The organism is Crocosphaera sp. UHCC 0190 (genome assembly GCF_034932065.1).
In the GTDB taxonomy this organism is placed as follows: Bacteria; Cyanobacteriota; Cyanobacteriia; order Cyanobacteriales; family Microcystaceae; genus UHCC-0190.
Genome location: NZ_JAYGHP010000012.1, coordinates 66,137 through 89,816, shown reverse-complemented (window position 1 = coordinate 89,816; position 23,680 = coordinate 66,137). Strand labels below are relative to the sequence as shown.

The 23,680-nt window shown below is 37.0% G+C and carries 25 protein-coding genes; 4 read left to right on the top strand and 21 right to left on the bottom strand.

Features of this window, described 5'->3' with window-relative positions; all coding sequences use genetic code 11:
• Positions 1 to 13: 13 nt before the first annotated feature.
• The 9 genes from VB715_RS16500 to aspS all read right to left on the bottom strand — a co-directional run bounded on the left by VB715_RS16500 (position 14) and on the right by aspS (position 10,339).
• Positions 14 to 1,405 (bottom strand): serine/threonine-protein kinase, encoded by a 1,392-nt coding sequence (locus tag VB715_RS16500; RefSeq protein WP_323302311.1) that lies wholly within the window; start codon positions 1,403 to 1,405, stop codon positions 14 to 16.
• 146 nt (positions 1,406 to 1,551) lie between these two features.
• The gene (gene gcvP / locus VB715_RS16495; protein ID WP_323302310.1) at positions 1,552 to 4,512 is read right to left on the bottom strand and encodes an aminomethyl-transferring glycine dehydrogenase; all 2,961 of its coding nucleotides are present in this window, start codon (positions 4,510 to 4,512) and stop codon (positions 1,552 to 1,554) included.
• Positions 4,513 to 4,623: 111 nt separating this feature from the next.
• A complete protein-coding gene (locus VB715_RS16490) occupies positions 4,624 to 4,902 on the bottom strand; it encodes a type II toxin-antitoxin system RelE/ParE family toxin (RefSeq protein ID WP_323302309.1) in 279 nt (92 codons plus the stop codon).
• Positions 4,892 to 5,095 (bottom strand): hypothetical protein, encoded by a 204-nt coding sequence (locus VB715_RS16485; protein WP_124971481.1) that lies wholly within the window; start codon positions 5,093 to 5,095, stop codon positions 4,892 to 4,894. Before VB715_RS16485 ends, VB715_RS16490 begins: the two co-directional genes overlap by 11 nt.
• A 247-nt stretch (positions 5,096 to 5,342) precedes the next feature.
• Positions 5,343 to 5,630: a hypothetical protein gene (locus VB715_RS16480; protein WP_323302308.1), complete on the bottom strand. Its 288-nt coding sequence runs from the start codon at positions 5,628 to 5,630 to the stop codon at positions 5,343 to 5,345.
• A gap of 166 nt (positions 5,631 to 5,796) precedes the next feature.
• Complete coding sequence (locus VB715_RS16475; RefSeq protein ID WP_323302307.1) at positions 5,797 to 6,615, bottom strand: methyltransferase domain-containing protein; 819 nt, start codon at positions 6,613 to 6,615, stop codon at positions 5,797 to 5,799.
• Positions 6,602 to 7,297, bottom strand: a complete 696-nt coding sequence (locus VB715_RS16470) for an alpha/beta hydrolase (RefSeq protein WP_323302306.1) — start codon at positions 7,295 to 7,297, stop codon at positions 6,602 to 6,604. Before VB715_RS16470 ends, VB715_RS16475 begins: the two co-directional genes overlap by 14 nt.
• Positions 7,287 to 8,468 carry an 8-amino-7-oxononanoate synthase gene (locus VB715_RS16465; protein ID WP_323302305.1) on the bottom strand — a complete coding sequence of 394 codons (1,182 nt, stop codon included), beginning with the start codon at positions 8,466 to 8,468 and terminating at the stop codon, positions 7,287 to 7,289. Before VB715_RS16465 ends, VB715_RS16470 begins: the two co-directional genes overlap by 11 nt.
• A gap of 74 nt (positions 8,469 to 8,542) precedes the next feature.
• Entirely contained in the window at positions 8,543 to 10,339 is a 1,797-nt protein-coding gene (gene aspS / locus VB715_RS16460; protein WP_323302304.1) for an aspartate--tRNA ligase, read from the bottom strand.
• A 299-nt stretch (positions 10,340 to 10,638) separates the two neighbouring features.
• Here aspS and VB715_RS16455 point away from each other — a divergent pair, with 299 nt between their 5' ends.
• Positions 10,639 to 10,815: a hypothetical protein gene (locus VB715_RS16455; protein ID WP_323302303.1), complete on the top strand. Its 177-nt coding sequence runs from the start codon at positions 10,639 to 10,641 to the stop codon at positions 10,813 to 10,815.
• A 2-nt stretch (positions 10,816 to 10,817) separates the two neighbouring features.
• Positions 10,818 to 11,132 carry a hypothetical protein gene (locus VB715_RS16450; protein WP_323302347.1) on the top strand — a complete coding sequence of 105 codons (315 nt, stop codon included), beginning with the start codon at positions 10,818 to 10,820 and terminating at the stop codon, positions 11,130 to 11,132.
• Here VB715_RS16450 and VB715_RS16445 read toward each other — a convergent pair.
• The 7 genes from VB715_RS16445 to rpmH all read right to left on the bottom strand — a co-directional run bounded on the left by VB715_RS16445 (position 11,118) and on the right by rpmH (position 16,505).
• Positions 11,118 to 11,348, bottom strand: coding sequence for an EF-hand domain-containing protein (locus VB715_RS16445; RefSeq protein WP_323302302.1), 231 nt, complete (start codon positions 11,346 to 11,348; stop codon positions 11,118 to 11,120). The genes VB715_RS16450 and VB715_RS16445 overlap by 15 nt on opposite strands.
• Before the next feature lie 93 nt (positions 11,349 to 11,441).
• On the bottom strand, positions 11,442 to 13,598 hold the full coding sequence (locus VB715_RS16440; RefSeq protein WP_323302301.1) for a Tex family protein: 2,157 nt from the start codon (positions 13,596 to 13,598) through the stop codon (positions 11,442 to 11,444).
• Positions 13,599 to 13,620: 22 nt separating this feature from the next.
• A complete protein-coding gene (locus VB715_RS16435; RefSeq protein WP_323302300.1) occupies positions 13,621 to 14,217 on the bottom strand; it encodes a Uma2 family endonuclease in 597 nt (198 codons plus the stop codon).
• A 112-nt stretch (positions 14,218 to 14,329) separates the two neighbouring features.
• Positions 14,330 to 15,346: an adenosyl-hopene transferase HpnH gene (gene hpnH, locus VB715_RS16430; protein ID WP_323302299.1), complete on the bottom strand. Its 1,017-nt coding sequence runs from the start codon at positions 15,344 to 15,346 to the stop codon at positions 14,330 to 14,332.
• A 218-nt stretch (positions 15,347 to 15,564) separates the two neighbouring features.
• Positions 15,565 to 15,957: a PH domain-containing protein gene (locus VB715_RS16425; protein WP_323302298.1), complete on the bottom strand. Its 393-nt coding sequence runs from the start codon at positions 15,955 to 15,957 to the stop codon at positions 15,565 to 15,567.
• Positions 15,929 to 16,312 carry a ribonuclease P protein component gene (gene rnpA / locus VB715_RS16420; protein ID WP_323302297.1) on the bottom strand — a complete coding sequence of 128 codons (384 nt, stop codon included), beginning with the start codon at positions 16,310 to 16,312 and terminating at the stop codon, positions 15,929 to 15,931. The genes VB715_RS16425 and rnpA overlap by 29 nt, the downstream gene beginning before the upstream one ends.
• 55 nt (positions 16,313 to 16,367) lie before the next feature.
• Positions 16,368 to 16,505, bottom strand: a complete 138-nt coding sequence (gene rpmH / locus VB715_RS16415) for a 50S ribosomal protein L34 (RefSeq protein WP_323291868.1) — start codon at positions 16,503 to 16,505, stop codon at positions 16,368 to 16,370.
• 226 nt (positions 16,506 to 16,731) lie between these two features.
• Between rpmH and gntT the strand changes: the two genes are divergently transcribed.
• Positions 16,732 to 18,099, top strand: coding sequence for a guanitoxin biosynthesis MATE family efflux transporter GntT (gene gntT, locus VB715_RS16410; RefSeq protein ID WP_323302296.1), 1,368 nt, complete (start codon positions 16,732 to 16,734; stop codon positions 18,097 to 18,099).
• A gap of 154 nt (positions 18,100 to 18,253) precedes the next feature.
• Entirely contained in the window at positions 18,254 to 18,397 is a 144-nt protein-coding gene (locus tag VB715_RS16405; protein WP_323302295.1) for a hypothetical protein, read from the top strand.
• A 250-nt stretch (positions 18,398 to 18,647) separates the two neighbouring features.
• Here VB715_RS16405 and VB715_RS16400 read toward each other — a convergent pair whose 3' ends face one another.
• The 5 genes from VB715_RS16400 to VB715_RS16380 form a co-directional block, all read right to left on the bottom strand.
• Positions 18,648 to 21,053 (bottom strand): GH116 family glycosyl hydrolase, encoded by a 2,406-nt coding sequence (locus VB715_RS16400; RefSeq protein WP_323302294.1) that lies wholly within the window; start codon positions 21,051 to 21,053, stop codon positions 18,648 to 18,650.
• Between the two features lie 148 nt (positions 21,054 to 21,201).
• Positions 21,202 to 21,612 carry a hypothetical protein gene (locus VB715_RS16395; RefSeq protein ID WP_323302293.1) on the bottom strand — a complete coding sequence of 137 codons (411 nt, stop codon included), beginning with the start codon at positions 21,610 to 21,612 and terminating at the stop codon, positions 21,202 to 21,204.
• 19 nt (positions 21,613 to 21,631) lie between these two features.
• Positions 21,632 to 22,894 (bottom strand): exonuclease subunit SbcD, encoded by a 1,263-nt coding sequence (gene sbcD / locus VB715_RS16390; protein ID WP_323302292.1) that lies wholly within the window; start codon positions 22,892 to 22,894, stop codon positions 21,632 to 21,634.
• A gap of 99 nt (positions 22,895 to 22,993) precedes the next feature.
• Positions 22,994 to 23,275, bottom strand: coding sequence for a hypothetical protein (locus tag VB715_RS16385; protein WP_323302291.1), 282 nt, complete (start codon positions 23,273 to 23,275; stop codon positions 22,994 to 22,996).
• Between the two features lie 138 nt (positions 23,276 to 23,413).
• Entirely contained in the window at positions 23,414 to 23,674 is a 261-nt protein-coding gene (locus tag VB715_RS16380) for a hypothetical protein (protein WP_323302290.1), read from the bottom strand.
• Positions 23,675 to 23,680: the final 6 nt, after the last annotated feature.

Here is a 23,680-nt window from a genome sequence, read left to right as displayed (position 1 = left end):
GGATGTTGGTAAATTATTGATGGTAATGATGCTTTTTTTTAATAGGTAAATCTAACCAGTTACTTAATTCATGAGCTAACCAATCTAACTCAGGATCAGATAACTTTAATGTATATTCTTGATGTCCACCCCAAATTGCTAAGGAAGCAGGAACTTCTATTTGATCCCCATCAGAATCTCTTTTATGAGTTTTTTCAGTTCTTTCTAAACGATGAATTTCTCGGCGAGGAGACGGTTTAGGATGAGCATATTTAAAGCCAAATAATTTATAAGTCTGTCTAATTTGTTTTTGATCAATTAATAAATAAATTTGCCCCCATAGACAAAATAAAACTCCGCCAATCATAGAAATTCCTACACCCCAAAAAGGTAAAGAAAATAAAACGGCCATAATATTAAAAGGAAAGGGGGCAAAAATTGCTGCTCCTGTCCAAAAGAAGATAAAACTATTCCAAGCAATTCCAAATAAAATGATGGCAATTAAAGAAGGTTCAAAGCCTATCGGTGGAATCATGATCTGTATTTTATCGTCACTTTTTGTGAGAATTATGGGGCTTCCTGGTGGTTTATTAACAGGTTGAATACTATTCTCTCTAATCGGAAATTTTAAAGCTTCTAAAGCTTGTTTTGCCGAGAGGAAACGACTGTCTAAACTAGGTTGAATCAGTTTTATTAACCAGTTTGAAAACTGCGGAGTAATTTGATTTGTAATCCCTTCAAATTGTATTCGTCCTTCTTGAGTTGGTAAATCCGCAGGATGAATATTTGTCAAGAGAAAGATTAAGGTTGCTCCTAAACTATAAAGATCAGAGGCTGGAAGGGTTCTTCTACCAAATTGTTCGGGAGGCATATAACCATAAGTTCCCACAATTGTTAAGGTTTCATCCTGTTGAGCAGCGACAGTTTGAACTGCTCCAAAATCCACTAAATAAACTTGTCCAATATGATTACCTGAACGATCATTTGAGAGAAGATTACTCGGTTTAATATCTCTATGGATAATCGGGGGATTATAACTGTGTAAATAGTCAAGAATGTCTAAAATTGCTTGTGCTAATTGTTTGATTTCTAGTTCGGTAAATTTTCTTCCTGATGTAACTTGTTCAGCTAAAGATTGAGCATCAATATAGGTTTGAACTAAAGCAAACCCTTTTTTGTCGGAAAATTCAACATCAAAATAATCCAAATATTTAGGAATAGCAGGATGCTGAATCTTTTTTAAAACCGATGCTTCTCTTTCAAACAAAGTTAAATTTTTCCAGTCAAATTCTTCATTAAAGAATAACAGTTTAATAACAACTAATTTCTGATTAGTGAGATCTTGGGCTAAAAAGGTTTTTCGTCCTACATTTTTCCCTAACTGCTCTTTAATTTGATAGCGAGAGTTTAAGATTTGATTAAGCATACTCAAATATCCCATCACTTAAATAAATTTAAGAAGATATTTAAAGTATTCCCCAAACTGAATTAAAAATGATCAGAATCATCAGAATAAACTTAATAGCAATTAATCATTTATGCAGGGGTCAACGGCCGTTGACCCCTAGGGTTTTAACCCTCCTTATAAGCGTCCATTCCTTCACAAGAACAAACTAAATTTCTGTCCCCGTAAGCATTATCAATACGTCCCACAACGGGCCAGAATTTATGTTCCTTCGTCCAAGGGGCCGGATAAGCTGCCTTTTCACGAGAATAAGGATGATTCCACTCATCACAAATTAGAGTTTGTGCGGTATGAGGCGCATTTTTTAAGGGGTTATTTTTGGGATCAATTTGACCATTGGCGATCGCATCTGCTTCATGGTAAATTGTAATCATTGCCTCACAAAAACGGTCTAATTCGGCTAAATCTTCGCTTTCTGTGGGTTCTATCATCATGGTACCAATAACAGGCCAGGAAACTGTTGGCGCATGAAACCCAAAGTCCATCAACCGCTTAGCAATATCCTCGACTTCCACTCCGGCCCGTTTTTTCAGAGGATGCAAATCAATGATACATTCATGGGCCACACAATCAGATGATCCTTTAAACAAAATAGGATAATAATCAGCCAACCGATGGGCCATATAATTGGCGTTGAGGATAGCAATTTTTGTCGCTTCAGTTAGCCCTTCCGTCCCCATCATGGCTATATACATCCAAGAAATGACTAAGATGCTGGCACTACCCCAAGGGGCGGCGGAAATTGCCCCAATTGATGAATCTGGTTTACCATTGTTATCAATTGGGTTGGTGTATTTTTCTACGTTGGTACTGGGTAAGAAGGGGATCAGATGAGATTTAACCCCAATAGGCCCCATGCCTGGGCCACCCCCACCATGAGGAATACAGAAGGTTTTATGTAAGTTGAGATGGCAAACATCGGCCCCAAAGTCTGCGGGACGACATAACCCGACTTGAGCATTCATATTCGCACCATCCATATAGACTTGTCCACCATGACGATGAATGATGTCACAAATCTCAACAATTCCTTCTTCAAATACGCCATGAGTGGAAGGATATGTTACCATTAAGGCCCCTAAGTTTTGAGCGTGTTTTTCTGCTTTTTTGGCTAAATCTTCTATATCAATATTACCATCGTCATCGCATTTAATAGAAACGACTTTCATCCCGCACATAACTGCACTTGCGGGGTTTGTTCCATGAGCAGATTCAGGAATTAAACAGATATTACGATTAATTTCTTCCCGATTTTCATGGTATTGACGGATGACTTGTAACCCGGCATATTCACCCTGAGATCCTGCATTTGGTTGTAAAGAAATGCCATCAAATCCGGTTATCTCTCCTAACCAATTTTCTAACTGTTGAAACAGCATTTGATAGCCTTCAGTTTGAGATAAGGGGGCGAAAGGATGAAGTTTACCAAATTCGGGCCAAGTTACGGGCATCATTTCGGCTACTGCGTTTAACTTCATAGTACATGATCCTAAGGGAATCATGGAGGTATTTAAGGCTAAATCTTTGCTTTCTAACTGATGTAAATATCTCAGTAATTCACTTTCGGAATGATGGCAGTTAAAAACGGAATCAGTTAGATAAGATGAGGTACGTTTAAAGAAAATAGGAAAGTCAAATTTAACTTGATTGACAATTTCTTCAAAGCTAAAAGGTAAGTTATCTTTTGCAGCGAAAATTTGCCATAATTCAATCACATCATGGACTGTGGTGGTTTCATCTAAACTAATAGTGATGATACCTTCATCTAATAGTCGTAAGTTGATTTTACGGGTTGCGGCTGCTTGAATGACGGCTTTAGCACTGGCATCACCCACCCCAATCTTAACGGTATCAAAGAAGGGTTCATCATTAACTGTGTAGTTAAGACTTTTTAATCCTGCCGCTAAAATTACGGTTAATTGGTGTATTCTTTGAGCAATATTTTTAATGCCTTCTGGCCCATGATAAACCCCATACATTCCCGCAATAACTGCTAATAAAACCTGGGCAGTACAAATATTACTGGTGGCTTTTTCGCGGCGAATATGTTGTTCTCTGGTTTGCAGTGCTAATCTTAAGGCAGGTTTACCCTGTGCATCTTTGGACACCCCGACAATACGCCCTGGTATTTGCCGTTTATAGGCTTCTCCCGTAGCAAAATAGGCTGCATGAGGGCCACCATATCCCAAGGGTACACCGAAGCGTTGTGTGCTTCCTACAGCAATATCAGCCCCAAATTCACCAGGGGGTGTGAGTAAAGCTAAACTTAAGATATCAGCCGCAACGGTAACGAATGCACCTTTGTCATGGGCAGTTTGGATAAAGCTGCGATAGTCGTAAACTGTGCCATCAGTGGCAGGATATTGTAATAATGCGCCAAATATCTCTGTATCGAATTCAAAGAAGCGATGATCCCCGATAATAATATCAATTCCTAATGGATACGCCCGCGTTTTAATCACTTCGATGGTTTGGGGGTGACAATGACGGGAAACAAAGAAGGAATGAGCATTTTTGTTCTTACATAGACCATAACTCATGGTCATGGCTTCTGCTGCGGCTGTCCCTTCATCTAATAAGGAAGCGTTAGCAATTTCAAGTCCGGTTAACTCTACTATCATAGTTTGATAGTTTAGGAGAGCTTCTAGCCTTCCTTGGGCAATTTCGGCTTGATATGGGGTATAAGCAGTATACCAGCCTGGATTTTCTAATATATTACGTTGAATAACGGGGGGTGTGATACAGTCATGATAGCCCATGCCGATATAGGAGCGAAATATCTGATTTTTGGAGGCAATTGACTTTAATTGAGCTAATGCAGCGTATTCGCTTTGTGCTGCTGGTAAATTCAGGGGTTTACTTAGGCGGATAGCTTGGGGTACAGTGGCATCAATGAGTTGGTCTAGGGTAGAAAATCCTAAAACCTTGAGCATTATATCAATTTCTTCGTTATTGGGGCCGATGTGTCGCTTAACGAAGGTGTCAGTAGAAGTGAGTAGATTTTCGAGAATATTGGGGTTATTATCGTTTGTTTTAGTTTGATTGGCGGTAATATCCAAATTAGGCATATCGGTTATTAGGGTTTTGCTATTTTAGGGTTTTACGTCGTCTTGGCAAGCTATTGTAATCTGTTGTAACAATACTTTGCAATATTTGGTCGATAGATTAGCTAAGATCATTCATTGATAAACATCACCTCTAAAACCAATCCTATAAACTTCGATATTTCCTGATGTTAAATCAACGGTAAATATAACTCTAATTGTACCAATACGTAACCGATAAAACCCTTCCCAATTTCCTTTCATTTTCTTAATGTCTAGATCATTAAAAGGGATAATTGCTTGATGATCAACAGAATAAACCAGTATTTTTATTTTTTGACGAATTTTTTCTCTTGTTTTCTCATCAAGAGATTCCAGAAATTTGACTGCATTTTTGCGAAATTTAAGGGTCATTTTTTAGCCAGTCAGTCATATCGGTTAGTTCTTCGTTTTCGTAGTCTTGGGGTTTACCTAGTTCCGTATCAAGTTCCTGTTGTTCTTGATCACTAACGTAAGGCATTAACATATTACATAATAATAACCTTTCTTCTCTCAAAACTTCTCTAACGCTTTCTTTGATCAGGTTTTTTAATTCTTGGGTTTCCATAAGCGATCGCATTTGACTTTAGAGTATATATGAATTTTAACCTATTGTAATAATAATCTGCAATATGAATTATATTTAGATATAAACTTATTCCCAAAATTGACGAAAAATCGATCATGATTAAAAAATTTTGTTAGCATACAATAGGATTTATGTAGGGGCTTAATACCATTAAGCCCAGGTCTTTTATCATAAGCAATATAGAATGTATGATATAAAATATGAGTATCTAGTTAAGATCATTGAACTAAAATTCTGAGTTCTGTTTATTTAACATTGTCGAACTTTCCTCAGTTCCTTGAACAGCTGAACTAGATTGTTCTATTTGGCTTTTCATTTCCTCCATCCGTTGTGACTTAGGTTGTTGTTCGAGAAATTCTTGTGGGGTATCTGTAAACTGCCATTGTTTTTTCTGGGATTGTTTATTATCTTCTTTTTCAGACTTCTCAGCTTTCATTTCTCTGTCTTGTGTGTCACTCGATTTCAGGGATAAATTGAGGTTGTTACTATGTGTCTCAAAAGCAATTACATCCATTGAAAAGCTTGGAAAAAAGAAAAGACAAGAGATCAGAATGGTTACTACAATAAATTTTCGGCACATAATTGATATTTACTCCAATAATTAACTAATTTTTAATGGTAACGTGGATAAGACTAACCAAATACTAATATTTTACTGTGATAATTGTATCTTGTCCACCCTACGAAACTTTTGTAATCACTAACAATGTAACATGATAAGTTACTTCAATACCATCTAAATTACTATGATTATTCCAATAATTGATTAATTGTTTCATTTCAGGAATTGATAATTTTTTATCATTCAAATTAAGTCCCGCACCAATAACTTTAATGCTTCTAAAAAAATCACTCGAATTTGTATAATTGATCGTGATTTTATCTTCATAAAAATAGGTTTTAATATTCTCTATTGATAGATTGTTTATTAATTCTATTCGATTAGGTAATTGATTTCTAGTAAAAGGTAAATTTAACGCATCACAAGCATTTTTCCATTCAGGAAAACAGCGATCATTAGGAAAAGCAACTAATAATATTCCCCCAGGTTTCAGTGTTTTAATTAGACGGTTAAAACTATGAACAATATCCTGAAACCATTGAACAGTAAAACTACTAATAATGGCAGCATAAGTATTATTCTCTCTGTCTAATTTCTCTCCATCTATTTCTTCAAACTGAATTAATTCTCTTTGTGTATCAGAAATCTCTAGATTTTCTTGACAGTAGTTTAACATTTGTGGGGATATATCTATAATATCTAGAAATCGGTTAGAAAACTGTTTAATTAGTCCTTGAGTCACAAAACCTGTACCACACCCAATCTCTAAAATTGACCCGTCAGGAATTAAATTATTAAGGTTTCTGATGATATTTAATAACTTATTTGCACATTCTTTTTGTACTTGAGAATGTTCTAAATAATGGATAACACCTTTGCTAAAATTATCAGCAATTTTTTCTTTTTTACAAGATGATATTATTTCAAGTTTTCCCATGATTTTTGATTTCTCCTAATGCTTGATTAACAATGGGTAAACAATACTTCATATCCGTGAAGGGTAAGGTATGACCAACTCCTTCAATTTCATAATATTGACTATTCTTACTTAATTTTTTAGCAAATTTTTGGGCATGAGATAGAGAAAGAATCCGATCTTTTGTCCCTTGAATTATATAAATTTCTGGAACTTTTTTGAGGATTTCTAAATTAATTTGAGATGAGTCTAAAGCAATTAAATCTTGAGATAATTTATCCCAATGAATAATTGAATGATTATTGGGAATATAGGGTAAGGGATAAAAACATTTTTTATGAAATGCTTCTAATACTTTTTGAGGATGTTCTTGAAATTCATTAATCATCAATTCCAGGGCATATTTTGAGCGTTTCTGTTGTTTTTCATGATAAGGATGAAAATAATCAAAACTACTAAAAAGTATCAGCAAATCTGCTTTCTCTAATTGTTCTTGGGGACATAAATGTAATCCATAGGAGTGAGCAAAAATAATCTTATTAGTCCCATCATTATCAAATTTGTGTAGAATTTCATCCCCAAAATATCCCCGCTCAAAAACTTTAAATTGATAGTCTTTTGATAAGGTTTCTTGCCAATTATTCCAGCAACTTTTATCAAACCCCCAACCATGATAAGTGATAATTTCTCCTTTAATGTTCATGGCATTTTTTAAGTGTTTCAATCAGATAATCAATCTGTTCTTTTGTATGCTGACTTGATAAAACAAAACGAATTCTAGAAGTATTTGGGGGAACTGTTGGGGGTCGAATAGCGGTTGCTAAGATGTTATTTTTTTCCAAATATTGTGATAGGTTTAAGGTTTTAGTTTCATTTCCAATAATTACGGGAATAATAGGAGCATCTGAATTAATAACTTGATATCCTAAATTCCTAAGTTTATTCTGTAAATAATTAACCTGTTTTTTGAGATAGATTCTTTCTTTCTCTAAGGTAGGAATTAAATCAAGTGCTGTATTAATTGACCCAATAATTGCTGGTGGTAAAGCAGTCGTATAAATGAAACCAGGACAACAATTAATTAGGTAATCATACATCTGTTTAGAAGCAGTAATAAAGGCACCAAAAGATCCAAATGCTTTGCCAAACGTAGCAATACTAATATCAATTCCTGGCTTATGGGCAGTCAGTCCCATTCCCTGCTCTCCCATGATACCTAAAGCATGGGCATCATCCAAATAAAGCAGTGTATTATATTGTTGAGATAAATCAATCAAACTATCAACATCACTTTGATCTCCCTCCATACTAAATACTGTCTCAGTGGCAATTAAAATGCGATTGTAGCCTTGAAAAATGGCTTTTTTAAGTAACGTATTCAAATGACCCAAATCATTGTGTTTATAGCGCGTCCAACGGGCCCCACTGAGAAGAATTCCCTGTAAGATGCTATTGTGAACCAGGCGATCGCATAATACCAGAGACTTTTGATCAACTAATGAAGGTATGATCGTAGAATTGGCTTGAAATCCTGTGTTAAATAACAAGGCTGCTTCTTTACCGCAAAGTTTAGCTAATTTCTCTTCTAATTGTTGATGAATGTCATAAGTTCCTACCACTAAACGAGAAGCTGTCGCTCCCGTTCCATATCGGTTAAGATAGTCTTGGGCCCCTTTGATTAGAGCAGGATGTTTAGAAAGTCCTAAGTAATCATTAGAGCTAAAATTAAGTAAAGTTTGACCATTTTTGACAACAAAAACTGCATCTTGTGGGATAATATTTTGCAAGGTTCTCAGATGACCCATTTTCGCTCTTTCGATGAGCGCATCATCAATAAATGCGAGTTTATTACTGTTGTCAACGGAACAAGTCATAGAACATTAATGGTTAGTTGTTGTTGGTGTAGGGACGTTGTATACAACGTCCCTACTTGGTATATTTTGATATTCTAACCTTCTTTCTTTTTCGGTTTATAAGTTGAAGCAACGTGCAGTTCTTTTAGCTGTTTACCTTCAACCGAAGCGGGGGCTTCTGTCAGTAAACAACTTGCTTGCTGAGTCTTGGGAAAGGCTATTACATCACGGATAGAGTCTTCTCCTGCTAATAACATAACTAACCGATCTAACCCGTAGGCAATTCCTCCATGGGGCGGCGTTCCATATTCAAATGCTTCTAATAAAAAGCCGAATTTATTGTAAGCTTCTTCAATGGATAAACCAATGGTAGAAAACACTTTTTCTTGGATATCTTTTTGATAAATCCGTAGACTTCCGCCCCCGACTTCTACCCCATTGTAGACTAAATCATAAGCTTGCGCTCTAGCAGTTGTTAAATCATCTAAATCTGCTAAATTAGGGGCTGTGAAGGGATGATGAAGGGCTTCAAAACGTTTTTCATCTCCATTCCATTCAAACATAGGAAACTCAGTGATCCAAAGTAAGTTAATTTTATCAGGATCAATTAAGTTCATTTTCTGTCCCACGACTAATCTTAGGCGAGATAAAGACTTATTAACTGTGTCCGTATCTCCGGCCCCAAATAGTAAAAGATGACCAGGTTTTGCCCCTGTTCTCGTTAATAACTCTGCGGTTTGTTCTTCGGTTAAATTATCTTTGATCGCCCCAATGGTATCAATTTTATTGTTGTCTTTAACCCGAATATAAGCGATCCCTTTCGCCCCAGCATCCGTAGCTTCTTTGAATAAGTCTCCTCCTGGTTTAATGAGAACATTGGAAATAGCATCATTGCCATTAGGAATCGGTAAAACTTTTACTTTACCCCCACTTTTTACCGCCCCAGAAAATACTTTAAAACCGCTATCTTGGACAATATCAGAAACGTCAACTAATTCTAATCCAAATCTTGTATCTGGGCGGTCATTTCCATATTTTTCCATCGAATCTTGATAAGTAAGACGAGGAAAAGGACGAGGTAAATCAATATTTTTGACGGTTTTAAAAATATGACAAACTAATCCTTCGTTGAGTTCCAAGATTTCATTCTCAGACATAAAACTCATTTCCATGTCTAATTGGGTAAATTCAGGCTGTCTATCGGCCCGTAAGTCTTCGTCACGGAAACATCTTGCAATTTGATAGTAACGGTCGCATCCCGAAACCATCAATAATTGCTTAAATAATTGAGGAGACTGAGGCAAAGCATACCATTGTCCAGGGTTAACACGGGAAGGTACTAAATAGTCTCTCGCACCCTCTGGAGTAGAACGGGTGAGAATGGGGGTTTCTATCTCCATAAACTGCTGTTCATCTTCGAGATAACGACGCATTGCTTTAACAACAGCATGACGTAATTGTAAGTTTTTGGCCATGCGATCGCGTCTTAAGTCTAAATAGCGATATTTGAGACGAATTTCTTCTCTGACCAACTCTGCTTCTAAACTAGAAACGACAAAAGGTAGTTGTTTATTGACCCCATTTAGCAACTCAATAGACTCAGCGTATATTTCCACTTCTCCCGTCGCAATTTTCGTATTAAGGGACTCTGGGGGACGCAAACTCACCCGTCCGATAATTTTAACCACATATTCATTCCGCAACGTCTCAGCGATGGGGTAAGATGTAGGAGTACGTTGAGGGTCGCTGACAATCTGCACAATTCCCGTGCGATCGCGCAAGTCAATGAAGATCACTCCTCCGTGATCCCGTCGGCGATCAACCCAGCCAAATAGGGTGACAGTTTTCTTAATATCCGTTGCCTTTAAGTCGTTACAATAATGAGTTCGCATTTGAATTTAATCTAAATTGTTATTGTCCTGCGGGGTGCATTATATCTCGTTACGGGTGGTAAAATTGAGACGTACTCTCCATTATCTCGCATTTTTGTAATCCATAACCGTGTCATGTCTTACTATAGGTTTTTTTTAAGATTAAGTTAATATTTCTATTCTAATTATTATTATTACCAGAAAATATAGGTTGAATATTAATATTTATTTTATAGATAAATCATTAGTCTCTAACGTAATATTGCAAATATTAGGGTTATAGTTCATCCCTCAAACCTATGACCTAACTCTTGAGTTCTATGAAACACGTTATCCAACCGTTTAATCCTGACAAACTCTATGACATTGTTGTCAGTGCTTGTTTTTCTATTAAAGCAAAATCCAGGGAAGAAGCGCAGCAAAAACTTGACGCATTGTTAAGTGAAATTGATGCTAACCACTGGGAATTTGAAAAAATCAATGAGGTTGAAAATTAGTGATAATTTCCTTATCTGATGCGGAACAAAAAGCCATTAAATTTGTGATGGAAGAATGGGAACTCTCAAACCAAGAAAAAGACTGGTTAATGATCAATAATTCACGTAAAATTGATGATAAATGGTGGTATATTGTAGAGGTTGCCGTTAAAGACTTGCCGGATAAATGGGTTATTCAAGTGTATGACGATGGAGAATGTGATCCCTGTTATACCTTTAGTTCCCCTTTTTCAGCAACGGAAACGAATGCGAAACTAGAAAGCTTACCCCAAGGGTTAGCAACAGCTTTGGCAGAGGAAAGATTAGGATATATATAACTCTTCAAAGGAAATAAAACCATCTTGATTAAGGTCAAATTTTTTAAAAGTTGATTGAATCGCTAAGGTAATATCAATTTCTGCTGCTTGTCCCCAGACAGTTTCTAATAATTGTCTTAATTCTTGTTGATCAATTTTACCATTATTGTCCTTATCAACTTCTCTAAAAAACTTTCTTAACTCTTCTTGTTGATTTTTACTTAATGAAATTTTCATTTTTTCACCATTTAATGCTTCACCTCAATTAATTATAACTGAAGCTATTCTGGCAGAGAATATATTGTTATTTTTCTTAAAAATAACTTTAACTTAGTTAACTTCTTTCATTGATAAACTAATGCGTCTTAACTTTTCATTTACTTCTAAAACTTTAACCTTAACCACTTGCCCCACCTTAACAACTTGTTTGGGATCGCTCACAAAATGATTTGCCAGTTGAGAGATATGAATTAACCCTTCTTGATGAACCCCAATATCAACAAATGCCCCAAAATTGACTACATTAGTAATTACTCCTTCTAAGAGCATTCCCTCAGTTAAATCACTAATTTCTGTCACTCCTTCTTTAAAGGTTGCATATTGAAATTCTTCCCTCGGATCTCGGCCTGGTTTTTCTAATTCTGCCATCACATCTTGCAGGGTTGGTAAACCAATGGTATCCGTAACAAAGGACTGAAGATTTAAAGATTTGAGACGAGAACTTGCTTCAGTAATTTGGGATATAGGAACATTTAATTGTTTCATAATTGCTTCAACTACGGGATAACTTTCAGGATGAACTGCAGTATTATCTAAGGGGTTATTGCCTCCCCGAATTTTTAAAAAACCTGCTGCTTGTTCAAACGCTTTTGCCCCTAATTTAGCAACTTTTAATAACTCTTTACGGTTCTTAAAGGCTCCATTTTGCTCACGGTAACTCACAATATTATTCGCAATAGTTGGGGTAATTCCCGATACAAAGGTTAAGAGTTGTTTAGAAGCCATATTTAAGTCTACTCCCACATAGTTAACACAACTTTCTACTGTTTCCTCTAGGTTCTTTTTTAATAACTTTTGATCTACATCATGTTGATATTGTCCAACGCCAATAGATTTTGGATCAATCTTTACTAATTCAGCTAAAGGATCTTGTAATCTTCTACCAATACTAATGGCCCCTCTCACGGTAATATCTAAGTCAGGAAATTCTTCTCTCGCCACATCACTTGCAGAATAAATAGAGGCCCCAGATTCATTAACAATCACTTGAATCGGTTTATTTTCTAAGGGTTTAATAACCTCAGCGATAAATTGATCTGTTTCACGGGAAGCGGTTCCATTACCAATCGCAATTAACTCTATTTTATACTTTTTAATTAAATTTTTCAAGGTTATTTCTGCTTCTTTGCGTTTTCCTTCTTCCGTATGGGGAAAGATAGCTTGATACTCTAAAAAGCTTCCGGTTTCTGATAAAACTGCTACCTTACAACCCGTGCGAAATCCTGGATCAATTGCTAAAGTTGGTTTCATTCCTGCGGGGGAAGATAGGAGTAATTCTCTTAAGTTAATTTCAAAAGTTTTAATGGATTCCAAATCTGCCCAAGCTTTGCGATCTGAACGCACTTCTCTGAGCAAGGAAGGCTTCATTAAACGGTTAAAAGCATCTTTAATCATTCCTTGGTAAAATGCTTTAATTTGAGGAGTTTTTGTTTTAATTTCTTGAGACGCTAAATAATCAATAACCAAAGATTCATCAAAATCAATGTCTAAAGAGAGGACTTTTTCTGCTTCTCCCCGAAACAATGCTAAGATGTTATGAGGAGCTATTTTAGTCACAGTTGCCTGAAAATTACGATACATTTCATATTTGGTAGTGCCTTCAGGATAATCATTTTTGATCTTAGAAGTAAAGACCCCATTTTTTATTAAATACTCTCGAATATAAGCCCTTAAATTGGCTTTTTCTGCTATTTCTTCTGCTAAAATATCTGATGAACCTTGAAGTGCTTCTTCAAGGGTTGTAATTCCTGTTTCTTCAGAAATATATTTACTTGCTTCTACTTCTAAGGATAAAGGTTTTGCTGTTGGATTATTAAGAGATTTTATTAATTCTGCTAAGGGTTCTAATCCTTTTTCTCTTGCTACTGTTGCTTTGGTTCTTCGTTTGGGTTTATAGGGTAAATATAAGTCTTCCAGTTCCGTTTTTGACAAACAAAACTCTATCTGTTTTTTTAGTTCATCTGTGAGTTTATTTTGTGCTTCAATTGCTGCTAGAATTGTTTCTTTTCTTTTCTCTAATTCTGTTAAATAATTATAACTTTCTCCAATATCTCTGATCTGAATCTCATCAAGAGAACCTGTTTTTTCTTTCCGATAACGAGCAATAAAGGGAACAGTTGCCCCTTCTATTAATAAGTCAAGAGCATTTTTAACTTGTTGAGGTTTAATGGATAATTCAGACGCAATAATTTTAATAAAATCAATCATAATCTTTCCTCAAAATCAATGGTTAGGGGTTCATTTTTAGCCAGCCAAAAAATTGCTCGGCTGTTATCCTAAGATCGATTGTATCTAAAATAGGTAAAGTTTGCTGAGCCGTTTCATTTTCTGATAAATTGCTCTTATAAATTTTGGGAGTTTGTTGAGGTTGAAACACTAAAATTGATCTTTCATCAGGATCAATTAACCATCCTAATTGACTGCCATATTCTAAACAATGTAGAATATTATCGATGACTTTGGTTGAATTTTGCTTAGGAGAAAGGATTTCTATTGTCCAGTCAGGTGCAGAGAAAAAAGAACTATTTTCAGATTCTCCTGCTTCATTAAAAGGTATTTTATCCCAGAGAATGACGGCAATATCTGGTACAATAGAACGACCGCCAAAAGTACAACGTAATTCAGGAAAAGCAAGAGCAATTTGATTAGATTCAGCCACTAACTCAATAGCAGTTGCTAATTTAAGTTGTAGTCGGCTATGATGAGTTTGGGGCATAGGTTTTTGTAACATTTTACCGTTAATATATTCCCAAGCAGGAGATTCATCAATATTGGGTTTATTTAGAAAATCTTCGAGACTGAGGGTTAAAATAGATGTGGTTGTCATAGGAGATTAAGGATTAATTTAAGCAATGATTTGTCTAGAATATTAATAGATCTTGTAGGGGTAATTCATGAATTACCCCTACAGATAGAATCTATGGGTAAGTTTTCCCTAATTAAGCACTCAAAATACTTCCCAAAGCGCGTCCCATATTAGCTGGTTTCATAGCATCAACCGCCGCCGTTGGTTCATATCCACAATGTACCATACAGTCAGCACATTGCGGGTTTTCGCTTTTATTTCCATAATTTTCCCACTGGGTTTCTGTCATCAACTCATTAAAGGTTTGATAATGGCCTTCATTGAGAAGATAACAGGGTTTTTGCCAACCCAAAACACTGTAACTAGGACTTCCCCAAGGGGTACATTCATAATCCTTTTCCCCTAAGAGAAAATCTAAAAAGAGAGGATTATGATTAAAATTCCAACGCTTTTTACCGAGCTTCCAAGGCATTAAAATTTCTTTGAATAAAGCTTTAGTCTGTTCCCGTTTCAAGAAATTATCTTGATTGGGGGCCCATTCATAGCTATACCCAGGAGAAATCATCATGCCATCGGTTCCCAAAGTTTCCAGAAAATCAAAGAACTCCTGCATTTCTTTAGGGTCAGTGCCTTCAAATACCGTTGTATTTGTTGTTACCCGAAACCCTTTTGCTTTGGCTGCTTTAATGCCAGAAATTGCCTTATCAAATACCCCTTGACGGTCAACACATTTATCATGATGTTCCCGCAACCCATCTAAATGAACACTAAAGGTTAAATAGGGAGAGGGTTCAAACTTATCTAAACTTTTTTCTAAAAGAATAGCATTGGTACAAAGATAAACAAATTTTCTGCGTTTTACCAATCCTTGAACAATTTCATCAATTTGGGGATGAAGCAAGGGTTCTCCCCCAGGAATAGACACCACAGGGACTCCACATTCCTCAACTGCCTTAAAACATTCTTCAGGGGTGAGGTTACGCATTAAAATATCAGGGGGATGCTGAATTTTGCCACACCCCGAACAAGCTAAATTACAACGGAATAAGGGTTCCAACATCAACACCAGAGGAAAGCGTTGACGACCACTTAACCGTTGACTAATAATGTAGGTTCCTACTTGCAGTGCTTGTCGTAATTGAACGGCCATAAATCTCTTCACACCTTTTATTTTCTGTATAGTGCATATTTTACTAAAATAAATAACCCATAGGTATAATTATCCTACGGGTTATGGGTTGACTTTATGGCAATTCCTTAACTAGTGCAGGTTGGCGAAAATAACCCGCCAGTTGCAAAATTCTCAAATCCTTACTAATCCATCTTTTTGCCTTTTGCCTTTTGCCTTTTGACTTCCGCGCAGCGGCACTAGCTGGTAATAGCCTCGACGGATTTGCCCGTTTTGTCGGCGACTCGTTCAGCCATGTAGTCGTATATTTCACGAAACTGGGGAACTGCACGCATTTCTAAGCGACTTTTGTCTCTGAGGGTGACAACAATATCTCCCCATAAACCAATACCACGGGGCATTTTTACCATTTTAACAATTTCGCCGTAAATAATATCGGTGCGATCGCGTCCCATCCAACCCCCAGTAATAGAAATCCGACGGTCAGTAATGCGATACCGTAACCATATAGCTCGTACAATGGCTCCAATGGTTAAGGGTAAACAGATCACCGTAAATCCTAGCAATATATTAATGATTAAATCCCCAATATGGGGGGGCCCTTCATAAAATGTGTTCTCTCTTATGCCCATGAATAATCTCAGCGTTAATTAACAACTCTTTTAATTCTCGCAAAAAATGTTCATATTTGCACTCTATTCCATTACGCTTAATGCCAATGACTATGCGATACCCTGGCGAAACACTAGGGAGTAAAACACGAATTGCTGCCCTAATCTGACGTTTTAGACGATTGCGGATGACAGCTTTCTTACTAACCTTCTGACTGACGGCAATGCCAAATTGGGTCGGTATTGTCTTATTTTCTGGGTTTGTTTGCGGTAAAACCCGTAAGACGAGATGATGACTTTGATACCGTTTTCCTTGACTGTAAACAGCCTGAAACGCCTTGGGCTGCTTCAGGCGGTTGTGTTTTGGTAATCCCACGCTAGTTTAAGGGGGGCTTTGACGACGGGAACCGATTTGATCATTGTTTTGATCATTATACCGATAGCCGATGCCGTCCTTTTTTCCGCCGCGCTTGAATCACTTTCCGTCCATTAGTCGCTCGCATCCGCGCCCGAAATCCTGACGTTCTTTTTTGCTTACGTTTGGTTCCCCCTAGGGTACGCTGAGTCACAAATCTATTCCTCCGACAACGCTATCATTTCGCTTAGGTCTTGAAAGACACAGTCTCTAATTATATCCCTAAATTACCGATAAGTAAACCCCATGACCTGACAGACCCAAGTTTTTTGACCTGGGCAAACAGGCTATCGTTTTTCTGCCACCTTAAGCTAAAATTAAACTCAATAAAGAAATCATAAAAATATATTTTAAGTTCACTGTTAACTTAGGCAAACTTGATGGAATCTCCGCTAAAAATAGCCTCTCTTGGGCTGAATAAAAATCTTGGACTCAATATCCTCAATTTACCGTCTTTTTCCTTACGTTTTCTGCGGTTATCCCTAATTAATATCCTATCTAACTTGATGGTTCCCTTATCGGGGTTACTGAGTGTAACTTTCTTAGGGCATTTAGGAGAAATTCATCATTTAGCCGGAGTCACGTTAGCGACAATTTTATTTAATTATCTCTATCGGGCTTTAGGATTTTTACGCACTAGCACCACAGGAATAACGGCTCATGGTGTCGGGGCAAAAAACGACGAAGAAGTCTTATTAGTCTTGTTAAGAAATGGGTTATTAGCCCTAATCTTAGGAGTGACAATTCTTGCTTTACAATACCCTTTAGGTTGGCTAGGATTTACTCTAATAAGTGCTGCCCCTGCGGTGAAAGCATCGGCTCATGCCTACTATGATCTGCGTATTTTGGGCGCGCCGGCCGTTCTTCTTAATTTTGTGATCATTGGTTGGTTTTTAGGGAAAGAACAAAGCAGCAAAGTTTTACTAATGTCTTTGATTGGCAATGGAGCCAATGTTATCTTAGACTATTTATTAATTATTCGCTGGGGTTGGGAAAGTGGCGGCGCAGGTTTAGCGACATCCCTCAGTCAAATTTTAATGTGTGCTATCGGACTAATTTTAGTAGCATTAGAAGTTAACTGGACTGAACTAAAAAATGTCAGTAAAAACCTGAATTTTGAGAAGGCACAAGATAATTTAATGCTCAATCGAGATTTGTTTATTCGTACCTTAGTTTTATTGTCTGCCTTTTCATTATTTACCAGTGTTAGTTCAGCCATGGGAACCCTCGTTTTAGCGGAAAATGCTGTGCTTTTACAAGTATTTTCTCTAGCTGTTTATTTAGTAGATGGTTTAGCTTTTGCGACGGAATCTTTAGCCGGTAATTTCAAAGGACAAGGAACCCATCATCAATTAATTCCTCTGTTAAAATTATCAGGAATTATCAGCTTTTTTGTTGGACTAGGTGCAGCCAGTATTTTTGTACTATTTCCTGAAACCTTATTTAGTCTATTAACCAATCATCAAGAAATTTTACCCGATCTTAGTGCTTATGTTGTTTGGCTCTTACCTGTACTGGGTTTTGGTTCCATTGCCTTTATTTTAGATGGGTATTTTATCGGATTAGCGGAAGGGGTTATGTTACGCAATACTGCCTTGGGGTCAACTTTTTTCGGGTTTGTTCCCATCGCTGTGATTGCCTGGCGATGTCATGATAGTAATTTACTGTGGTTGGCCTTGTCTAGTTTTATGGCAACTAGAGCGATTTTATTAGGCGTGAAAGTCCCTAAAACCTTGAAATCATCCTAGGGCCAGTCGTTCACCCCTACTAACGGCCATTGAAATCACCCGTTTAGGTGATACGGAAACACCCAAGATGGATGAAGAAATTACCCAAAGTTTCAGCGTATATTAGCAGATGTGGACGAGAAATACATTGATAGGAAATCGGGAGTGAGAAGCTATGTCTATCAAAAGAGTAATATTTGATACCGTTGTTATTCTTGCCTTTCTGAGTACCACAGGTTTATTTTTCAATTACTTATTAGGGACGCAATTCTCTAATCCCCTTCTCGGCAATAGCATTCATACAGAAAAAAAAGCCTAGTTGCTGTCATGAATTCTTGATAATTATCTCGTTGTCGCCTCATTTTTGACCTGTTAGTTCACCCAACTAGATGAAGTCTCAACCGCAACAAACATGAGATATTAAGGGTAACAACAATTTCAGTTTTCCCTACATCAGAGATTTCCTCCTCAGATGTACCAGATGACCTCCTCCACCCTGCAACTAGGGTGGTTTTTATTTGTATATAGATTTAATTTAAAACTATATAGTTAGTTAAATTTGAACATATTTATGATAATTGATAATAAACCCCCCAAATTGCCATAGCGCGTAAATAATGGCAGGCCCGAAAAGTTCCCACTGCGGTGATTGCTTCAGGAGTCCGAAACTGTAGACCATTTTCATACACTTGTTTAACCACTGCTTCAGTTAATTTTAACGCCTCATCTTTCATCCCCATTTGTATCAGAAACGCTGCCAAACCAAAATTAATTCCTGTCCAAACTTCTTGGGGATGGGTTGAATTTGGATCTTCTGGGGTTCCATCGGGTTTCATGCCATTTGCTGCCCCATACTTTCCGTTTTGAAACTTCAAAAAACAAGCCTCATAAACGGTTTTTAAAGCTGAAAGTGCATAAGGTTGTTCAACCACATCTGGTAAGGCTAATAAACGGGCATAAAATTGACCTGATAATTGATCTGCCATTACCACATCAGAACCGCTTTCACTGTCTAATTTATAGTATTGTCCATTCCATAAAGTTTGGTGATAAATTGAGCGTGATTGTTGTAACCAATGACGATAATTGGTAAGGTGTTCTTGGATTGATTCGGGATAATTTTCTGGTTCTAATTGTGGATTATTAGTAGGGGTTTCTAAAAGGATTTCTCCTATTTTTATTGCCGCTTCTAAAGCAGCAATCCATAATCCGCCACAATAAGCACTAATACCCCGTAATTCCCAGTCATCAAATGTTTGATCTGGTGCGCCAGAATTTTCGGGAATACCATCATTATCTAAATCGAATTCTTTGAGGTAATTTAGGGTTTCTGGAACCGCTGCCCAACATTCCCATAAAAACTCAATATCCGTTGACCCAGTTAACACAAAATCACGATAAACTTGTAAGACAAAATCACTCCCTAAATCCTTCCAAAGATTACAATCTTGATAACTGGTATAGTTGGTTTTTTCCCAAGGATGCTCATTCGGCGCACCTAAATCATGGGGGGTTGCTCCCTTAGTTTTCCGTAACCCTTCGGCCTGATTATAACCAATAATCCGAATAGTATCATCACTACTCGGAATTGCCCGTGCAAATGCTTCCATTATGGCTTTTTCTAAACGAGGCCATAACATCAACAACCCAAATGATCCATATAATCTAACATCGAGACTTTCATACCAACGATAATCCAAGCATTCTAAGACCCCAAATTGTCCCACTGGGTCATTCTCCGATGCTGCTGTCCATAGGGTTCCCCCATCTGTTAATAAGTATAATTCATTAAACAAAGCCATCTTAAACCAGTCGGCTAAATCATCCCGTTTTAAAATAGGAGACTGCCATTCTTCGATTTTATCTCGCCACACATCGGAATGTTTTAAGGCCGTTCTTATCATAGCCCAACCATTCTGTCCATTGCGACCAAAAAAGTCAGTATAACGGCGAAAATATTGTACACCTGGGGCAAATTCTGTGACTGGTAAATCCCAAGCTAAAATAAAGGGAATTTTCTTAGTTCTACCTGGTTTAATGGTAAACCGAATTGCCATCGCTGCGGCAATTTGTTCCCCCGGTTCGGCCGGTGTTTCATCTTCTTGATCTGGCAATGACCCATTCATGGCAAAATAGTCCCAAACCTCAGAACCATCACCGCTTGGATTCCATTTTCCCAGATAAAAAACCTCAACACTAGGATTAGTTACACTGGCAATACAAATCTGTCCTTCTCCCTCTTGAACTCTTTCATGAGGTTGTAGACGATTAAGAATGAAACCGACCCGAAAATTATCTTGTACCCACTGATTAAAATTGCCTGTACTATGACCCCATCTGGGTTGATATTCATACTCAGGACTGCCATCATCCCTAACCGTAATTTCCGGAGATTTAATAGCATTAGTAAACCACCCGACAATATTTTGCCAAGTTAACATAATACTGAGGGTAATGGGTTTATCCGTAGGGTTGCGAACCGTCCATTCAAAAATGCCTAACGGATAACTGGTTTCTTGATAATTATTGGGAATAATAGGGGAAAATTGTTCACAAATTATGGTTGATTGAAAAGCCCCTTCATACTGATACCAACTACAGGGATAAAGAGCATGGTAAGTTCCCTTTTCCTTGGGATACCAGGCCCAACGGGATAGAGTTTTATCGGTGGGTGGTTCCGTCGATAAAGCATAAGCTTGGGCCGTACCATCTTCTAGTTGTTCAAAGATACTAAACTGACAAGATGGGATACTTTTAAAAATATGTTCTCCCCCGTCTAAATGCCAAAGGTTAAAATCACCGCGAGGGGAACGGCCAATACAACCGGCCCCAAACCCACCGAGGGGCATTCCATGCCAGGGGCCATCATCTAAATTACTAGCATAACGCACGGTGTAGGGGTTATCCCATCCTTGACCGATAGGATGCTTCCACGCGCAAGAGGGGATGTTTGGGAGAGAAAATAGAGTCTTCATGGGTTTATATTGTAGGGCATCAGGAGACAATTATGTTAAGTTAATTTTGTAACTTTTATTGTCATCAGCGATCGCTGATCTCTTTAGTTATATTTTGTTCCTAAACTCAACTTATAAATTCTTTATTTATTATTATCATAAAGCTCAACTATTCTCCATAAAATTCATTAATTTTTTCTACATAATCTAACTGAGAAATTGCCAATAAAATGTCTTTCCATTGCCTATTATGAGTATGGCCAATGCAAAGATACTGATAATTTTGACACCTAATTCTTCCTGGACTGTTACGATAAATATCGACAGTTGGATCAATGGTTTGTATTGTTGCTAAAAATTGAGGATTTGCTGGAATACAAAATTCATAACTGACCGTTCTTAACCCATCTATTGGGCCAATTAAACCGTCAGGAGAAATAGCAGAGATATCAAAAGTTATCTTGTTAAGTACAGCATCAGAATTTAAGTTTTCACTCAAAAGTTTTTCCGAAGAATAATTGATCAGGAAAACAGCAGAAAAAAGTGGCAGAAAAAATCTTAATATTTTTAAGTTAATCATGATAACAATTTCAGTGATTTTAAAACAATTCCTCTTGTAAGACTTCTAATTCTTGTTCTTCTTCCTCTCCATTTAATAATAATTGAGCCGCTTCCAACATATCATTAACAAGCTCTTTTAGATCTTCTTTATTATCAAGATATGTTTTTAATGCTTCTAGAGGATCTAAACTTTTTCCTATTCCTAATTCTGGTAAACGAGGACGGGCTAATTGACTAATTAATTCAGGACGAATCGTATAACTATGGGCAGCTTTTAACGCATCATGAATCACTGCACTATTAACCAAGTCTAATTGTTCTGACCGAATTTGATAATTTAATCTTACAACTGATTCCTCAATATTTTTTTTAGCAATGGCTTTTAATAAGGCATCTTGGGGATCTTCTCTATCAGAAATATCAACTTTTATAGTATAAAAAGGACGGGCAGGTAAGGGGCAAAATTGCCAATCAACCTCACCTTTTTTAACCCTCAATAAAATATAGCCTTTCTCTTCTTTTTCTTCGCTAAAATCCACTCTTTCAATACTGCCAGGATAAATAATGGGGGGATTATTATTCGGATTCAAATTTTGGTATTTATGCACATGACCTAAGGCCACATAATCAAATTCAGGACGAATTAATAAGGAAATAGGAATGGTAAATCCTCGGCCAACTGCCAGAAATTGTTCAGCCCCAAATCTTGCCCTATTGACCATTAAATGTCCTAATAAAATGGTTGGAGTTTCTGGTTCTAACTGCCTGATTTCTGCCTCCAAAGCAGGTCTGAGGGCTTCGATTAATAATTGATTAACATCATCTAAACATAACCCTTCTGTTTTCGCTTTAGTTAATAAAATAGAACGGGTTAACCAAGGTAATGTAATAACTTGAATGCCCCCATTTTTTGTAGAGATTCTATGGGTTTCTAATTTATCTCCCACAATAAACCCAGGAACGGCTAAAGTTCGATAAATACATAAACTTGCGCCCCCATTTCCTTGAGAATGTTGGTCATGATTTCCCACTAATAAAATGGTAGGAATATTGGCATCAGCTAAGCGTCGAAATTGAGAAGCAAATGCTTCCTGAATATAAGGGGGAGGTGTAGCATCAGGAAAGGCATCACCCCCAAATAAAACGAGATCTACAGCTTCTTGAATAGCGCAATCAATACATAAACTTAAGGACTTGATAAAGTCTTCTAAACGGGTATTTAAACCTGTTTGTGGGTTAATTCTTCCATGGGAGAAACCGCTACCTAGGTGAATATCAGAAAAGTGAAGAATTTTAATCATGGTCAATAAGAAGTTATTTGATTTTAATTTAATAATTAAGTCTTATTATGATTCTAATACATCTATTCGTAAGGTGGGCAATGCCCACCCTACAAGCTTTTATCGAGGTGCTTTAGTCCATCCAGCTTTTCTAGCTTCTTCTTCGCTACAGAACCATCTTTCACCTTTATCTGTTGATATTACAGTTTTTTCGTAATCTTGTTGTCCGGGAATATGATAAAGTTTTTTGCCTGTACTTACTGAAATATTCCCTTTTATATTACATTTTGGATTTGGTGGAATAGTTGAGGATGAAGCAAAAGCAGCGTTATTTTGCGATTGAATAGTAATGGATGAAAAAGTAACTAAACTGACAGCGACAAAACCGATAATTTTTTTCATTGTGTATTTTCAACTTTAATAATGGCTCTCCCGTACTTGTGGTGATAAGTAAAGCTTATAATTCGTAGGGTGGGTTAGACGCGGCTATGATTTTGATGAAAAACTAATAAGTTTTAATCCGCGTCGTAACCCACCATCTTAAGTATTGTAGCTGATTATACATTTTATACCAAGATGTCGGGAGAGCCAATTTTCTGAATTGCCAATAATCCTCTCCATCACTAATTTTGGTTTCAATCCCAAATACCTTAAAATCTCATAAATACGATCTCTCGTATTACTAAAAGTCCCATCATGACGTTTATTTCTATCTGAAGGATTACATCCTTCTTCTTGGGGTAGTTTATACTCTTTACAAATAAGATTATGATGATAAACTGCATTGCGTCGCTTACGCAAAACAGA

Coding starts and splice junctions, on each gene's coding strand:
- VB715_RS16500 (WP_323302311.1), bottom strand. CDS start 1,405: ATGCTTAATCAAATCTTAAACTCTCGCTATCAAATTAAAGAGCAGTTA.
- gcvP (WP_323302310.1), bottom strand. CDS start 4,512: ATGCCTAATTTGGATATTACCGCCAATCAAACTAAAACAAACGATAAT.
- VB715_RS16490 (WP_323302309.1), bottom strand. CDS start 4,902: ATGACCCTTAAATTTCGCAAAAATGCAGTCAAATTTCTGGAATCTCTT.
- VB715_RS16485 (WP_124971481.1), bottom strand. CDS start 5,095: ATGGAAACCCAAGAATTAAAAAACCTGATCAAAGAAAGCGTTAGAGAA.
- VB715_RS16480 (WP_323302308.1), bottom strand. CDS start 5,630: ATGGATGTAATTGCTTTTGAGACACATAGTAACAACCTCAATTTATCC.
- VB715_RS16475 (WP_323302307.1), bottom strand. CDS start 6,615: ATGGGAAAACTTGAAATAATATCATCTTGTAAAAAAGAAAAAATTGCT.
- VB715_RS16470 (WP_323302306.1), bottom strand. CDS start 7,297: ATGAACATTAAAGGAGAAATTATCACTTATCATGGTTGGGGGTTTGAT.
- VB715_RS16465 (WP_323302305.1), bottom strand. CDS start 8,468: ATGACTTGTTCCGTTGACAACAGTAATAAACTCGCATTTATTGATGAT.
- aspS (WP_323302304.1), bottom strand. CDS start 10,339: ATGCGAACTCATTATTGTAACGACTTAAAGGCAACGGATATTAAGAAA.
- VB715_RS16455 (WP_323302303.1), top strand. CDS start 10,639: ATGAAACACGTTATCCAACCGTTTAATCCTGACAAACTCTATGACATT.
- VB715_RS16445 (WP_323302302.1), bottom strand. CDS start 11,348: ATGAAAATTTCATTAAGTAAAAATCAACAAGAAGAGTTAAGAAAGTTT.
- VB715_RS16440 (WP_323302301.1), bottom strand. CDS start 13,598: ATGATTGATTTTATTAAAATTATTGCGTCTGAATTATCCATTAAACCT.
- VB715_RS16435 (WP_323302300.1), bottom strand. CDS start 14,217: ATGACAACCACATCTATTTTAACCCTCAGTCTCGAAGATTTTCTAAAT.
- hpnH (WP_323302299.1), bottom strand. CDS start 15,346: ATGGCCGTTCAATTACGACAAGCACTGCAAGTAGGAACCTACATTATT.
- VB715_RS16425 (WP_323302298.1), bottom strand. CDS start 15,957: ATGGGCATAAGAGAGAACACATTTTATGAAGGGCCCCCCCATATTGGG.
- gntT (WP_323302296.1), top strand. CDS start 16,732: ATGGAATCTCCGCTAAAAATAGCCTCTCTTGGGCTGAATAAAAATCTT.
- VB715_RS16405 (WP_323302295.1), top strand. CDS start 18,254: ATGTCTATCAAAAGAGTAATATTTGATACCGTTGTTATTCTTGCCTTT.
- VB715_RS16400 (WP_323302294.1), bottom strand. CDS start 21,053: ATGAAGACTCTATTTTCTCTCCCAAACATCCCCTCTTGCGCGTGGAAG.
- VB715_RS16395 (WP_323302293.1), bottom strand. CDS start 21,612: ATGATTAACTTAAAAATATTAAGATTTTTTCTGCCACTTTTTTCTGCT.
- sbcD (WP_323302292.1), bottom strand. CDS start 22,894: ATGATTAAAATTCTTCACTTTTCTGATATTCACCTAGGTAGCGGTTTC.
- VB715_RS16385 (WP_323302291.1), bottom strand. CDS start 23,275: ATGAAAAAAATTATCGGTTTTGTCGCTGTCAGTTTAGTTACTTTTTCA.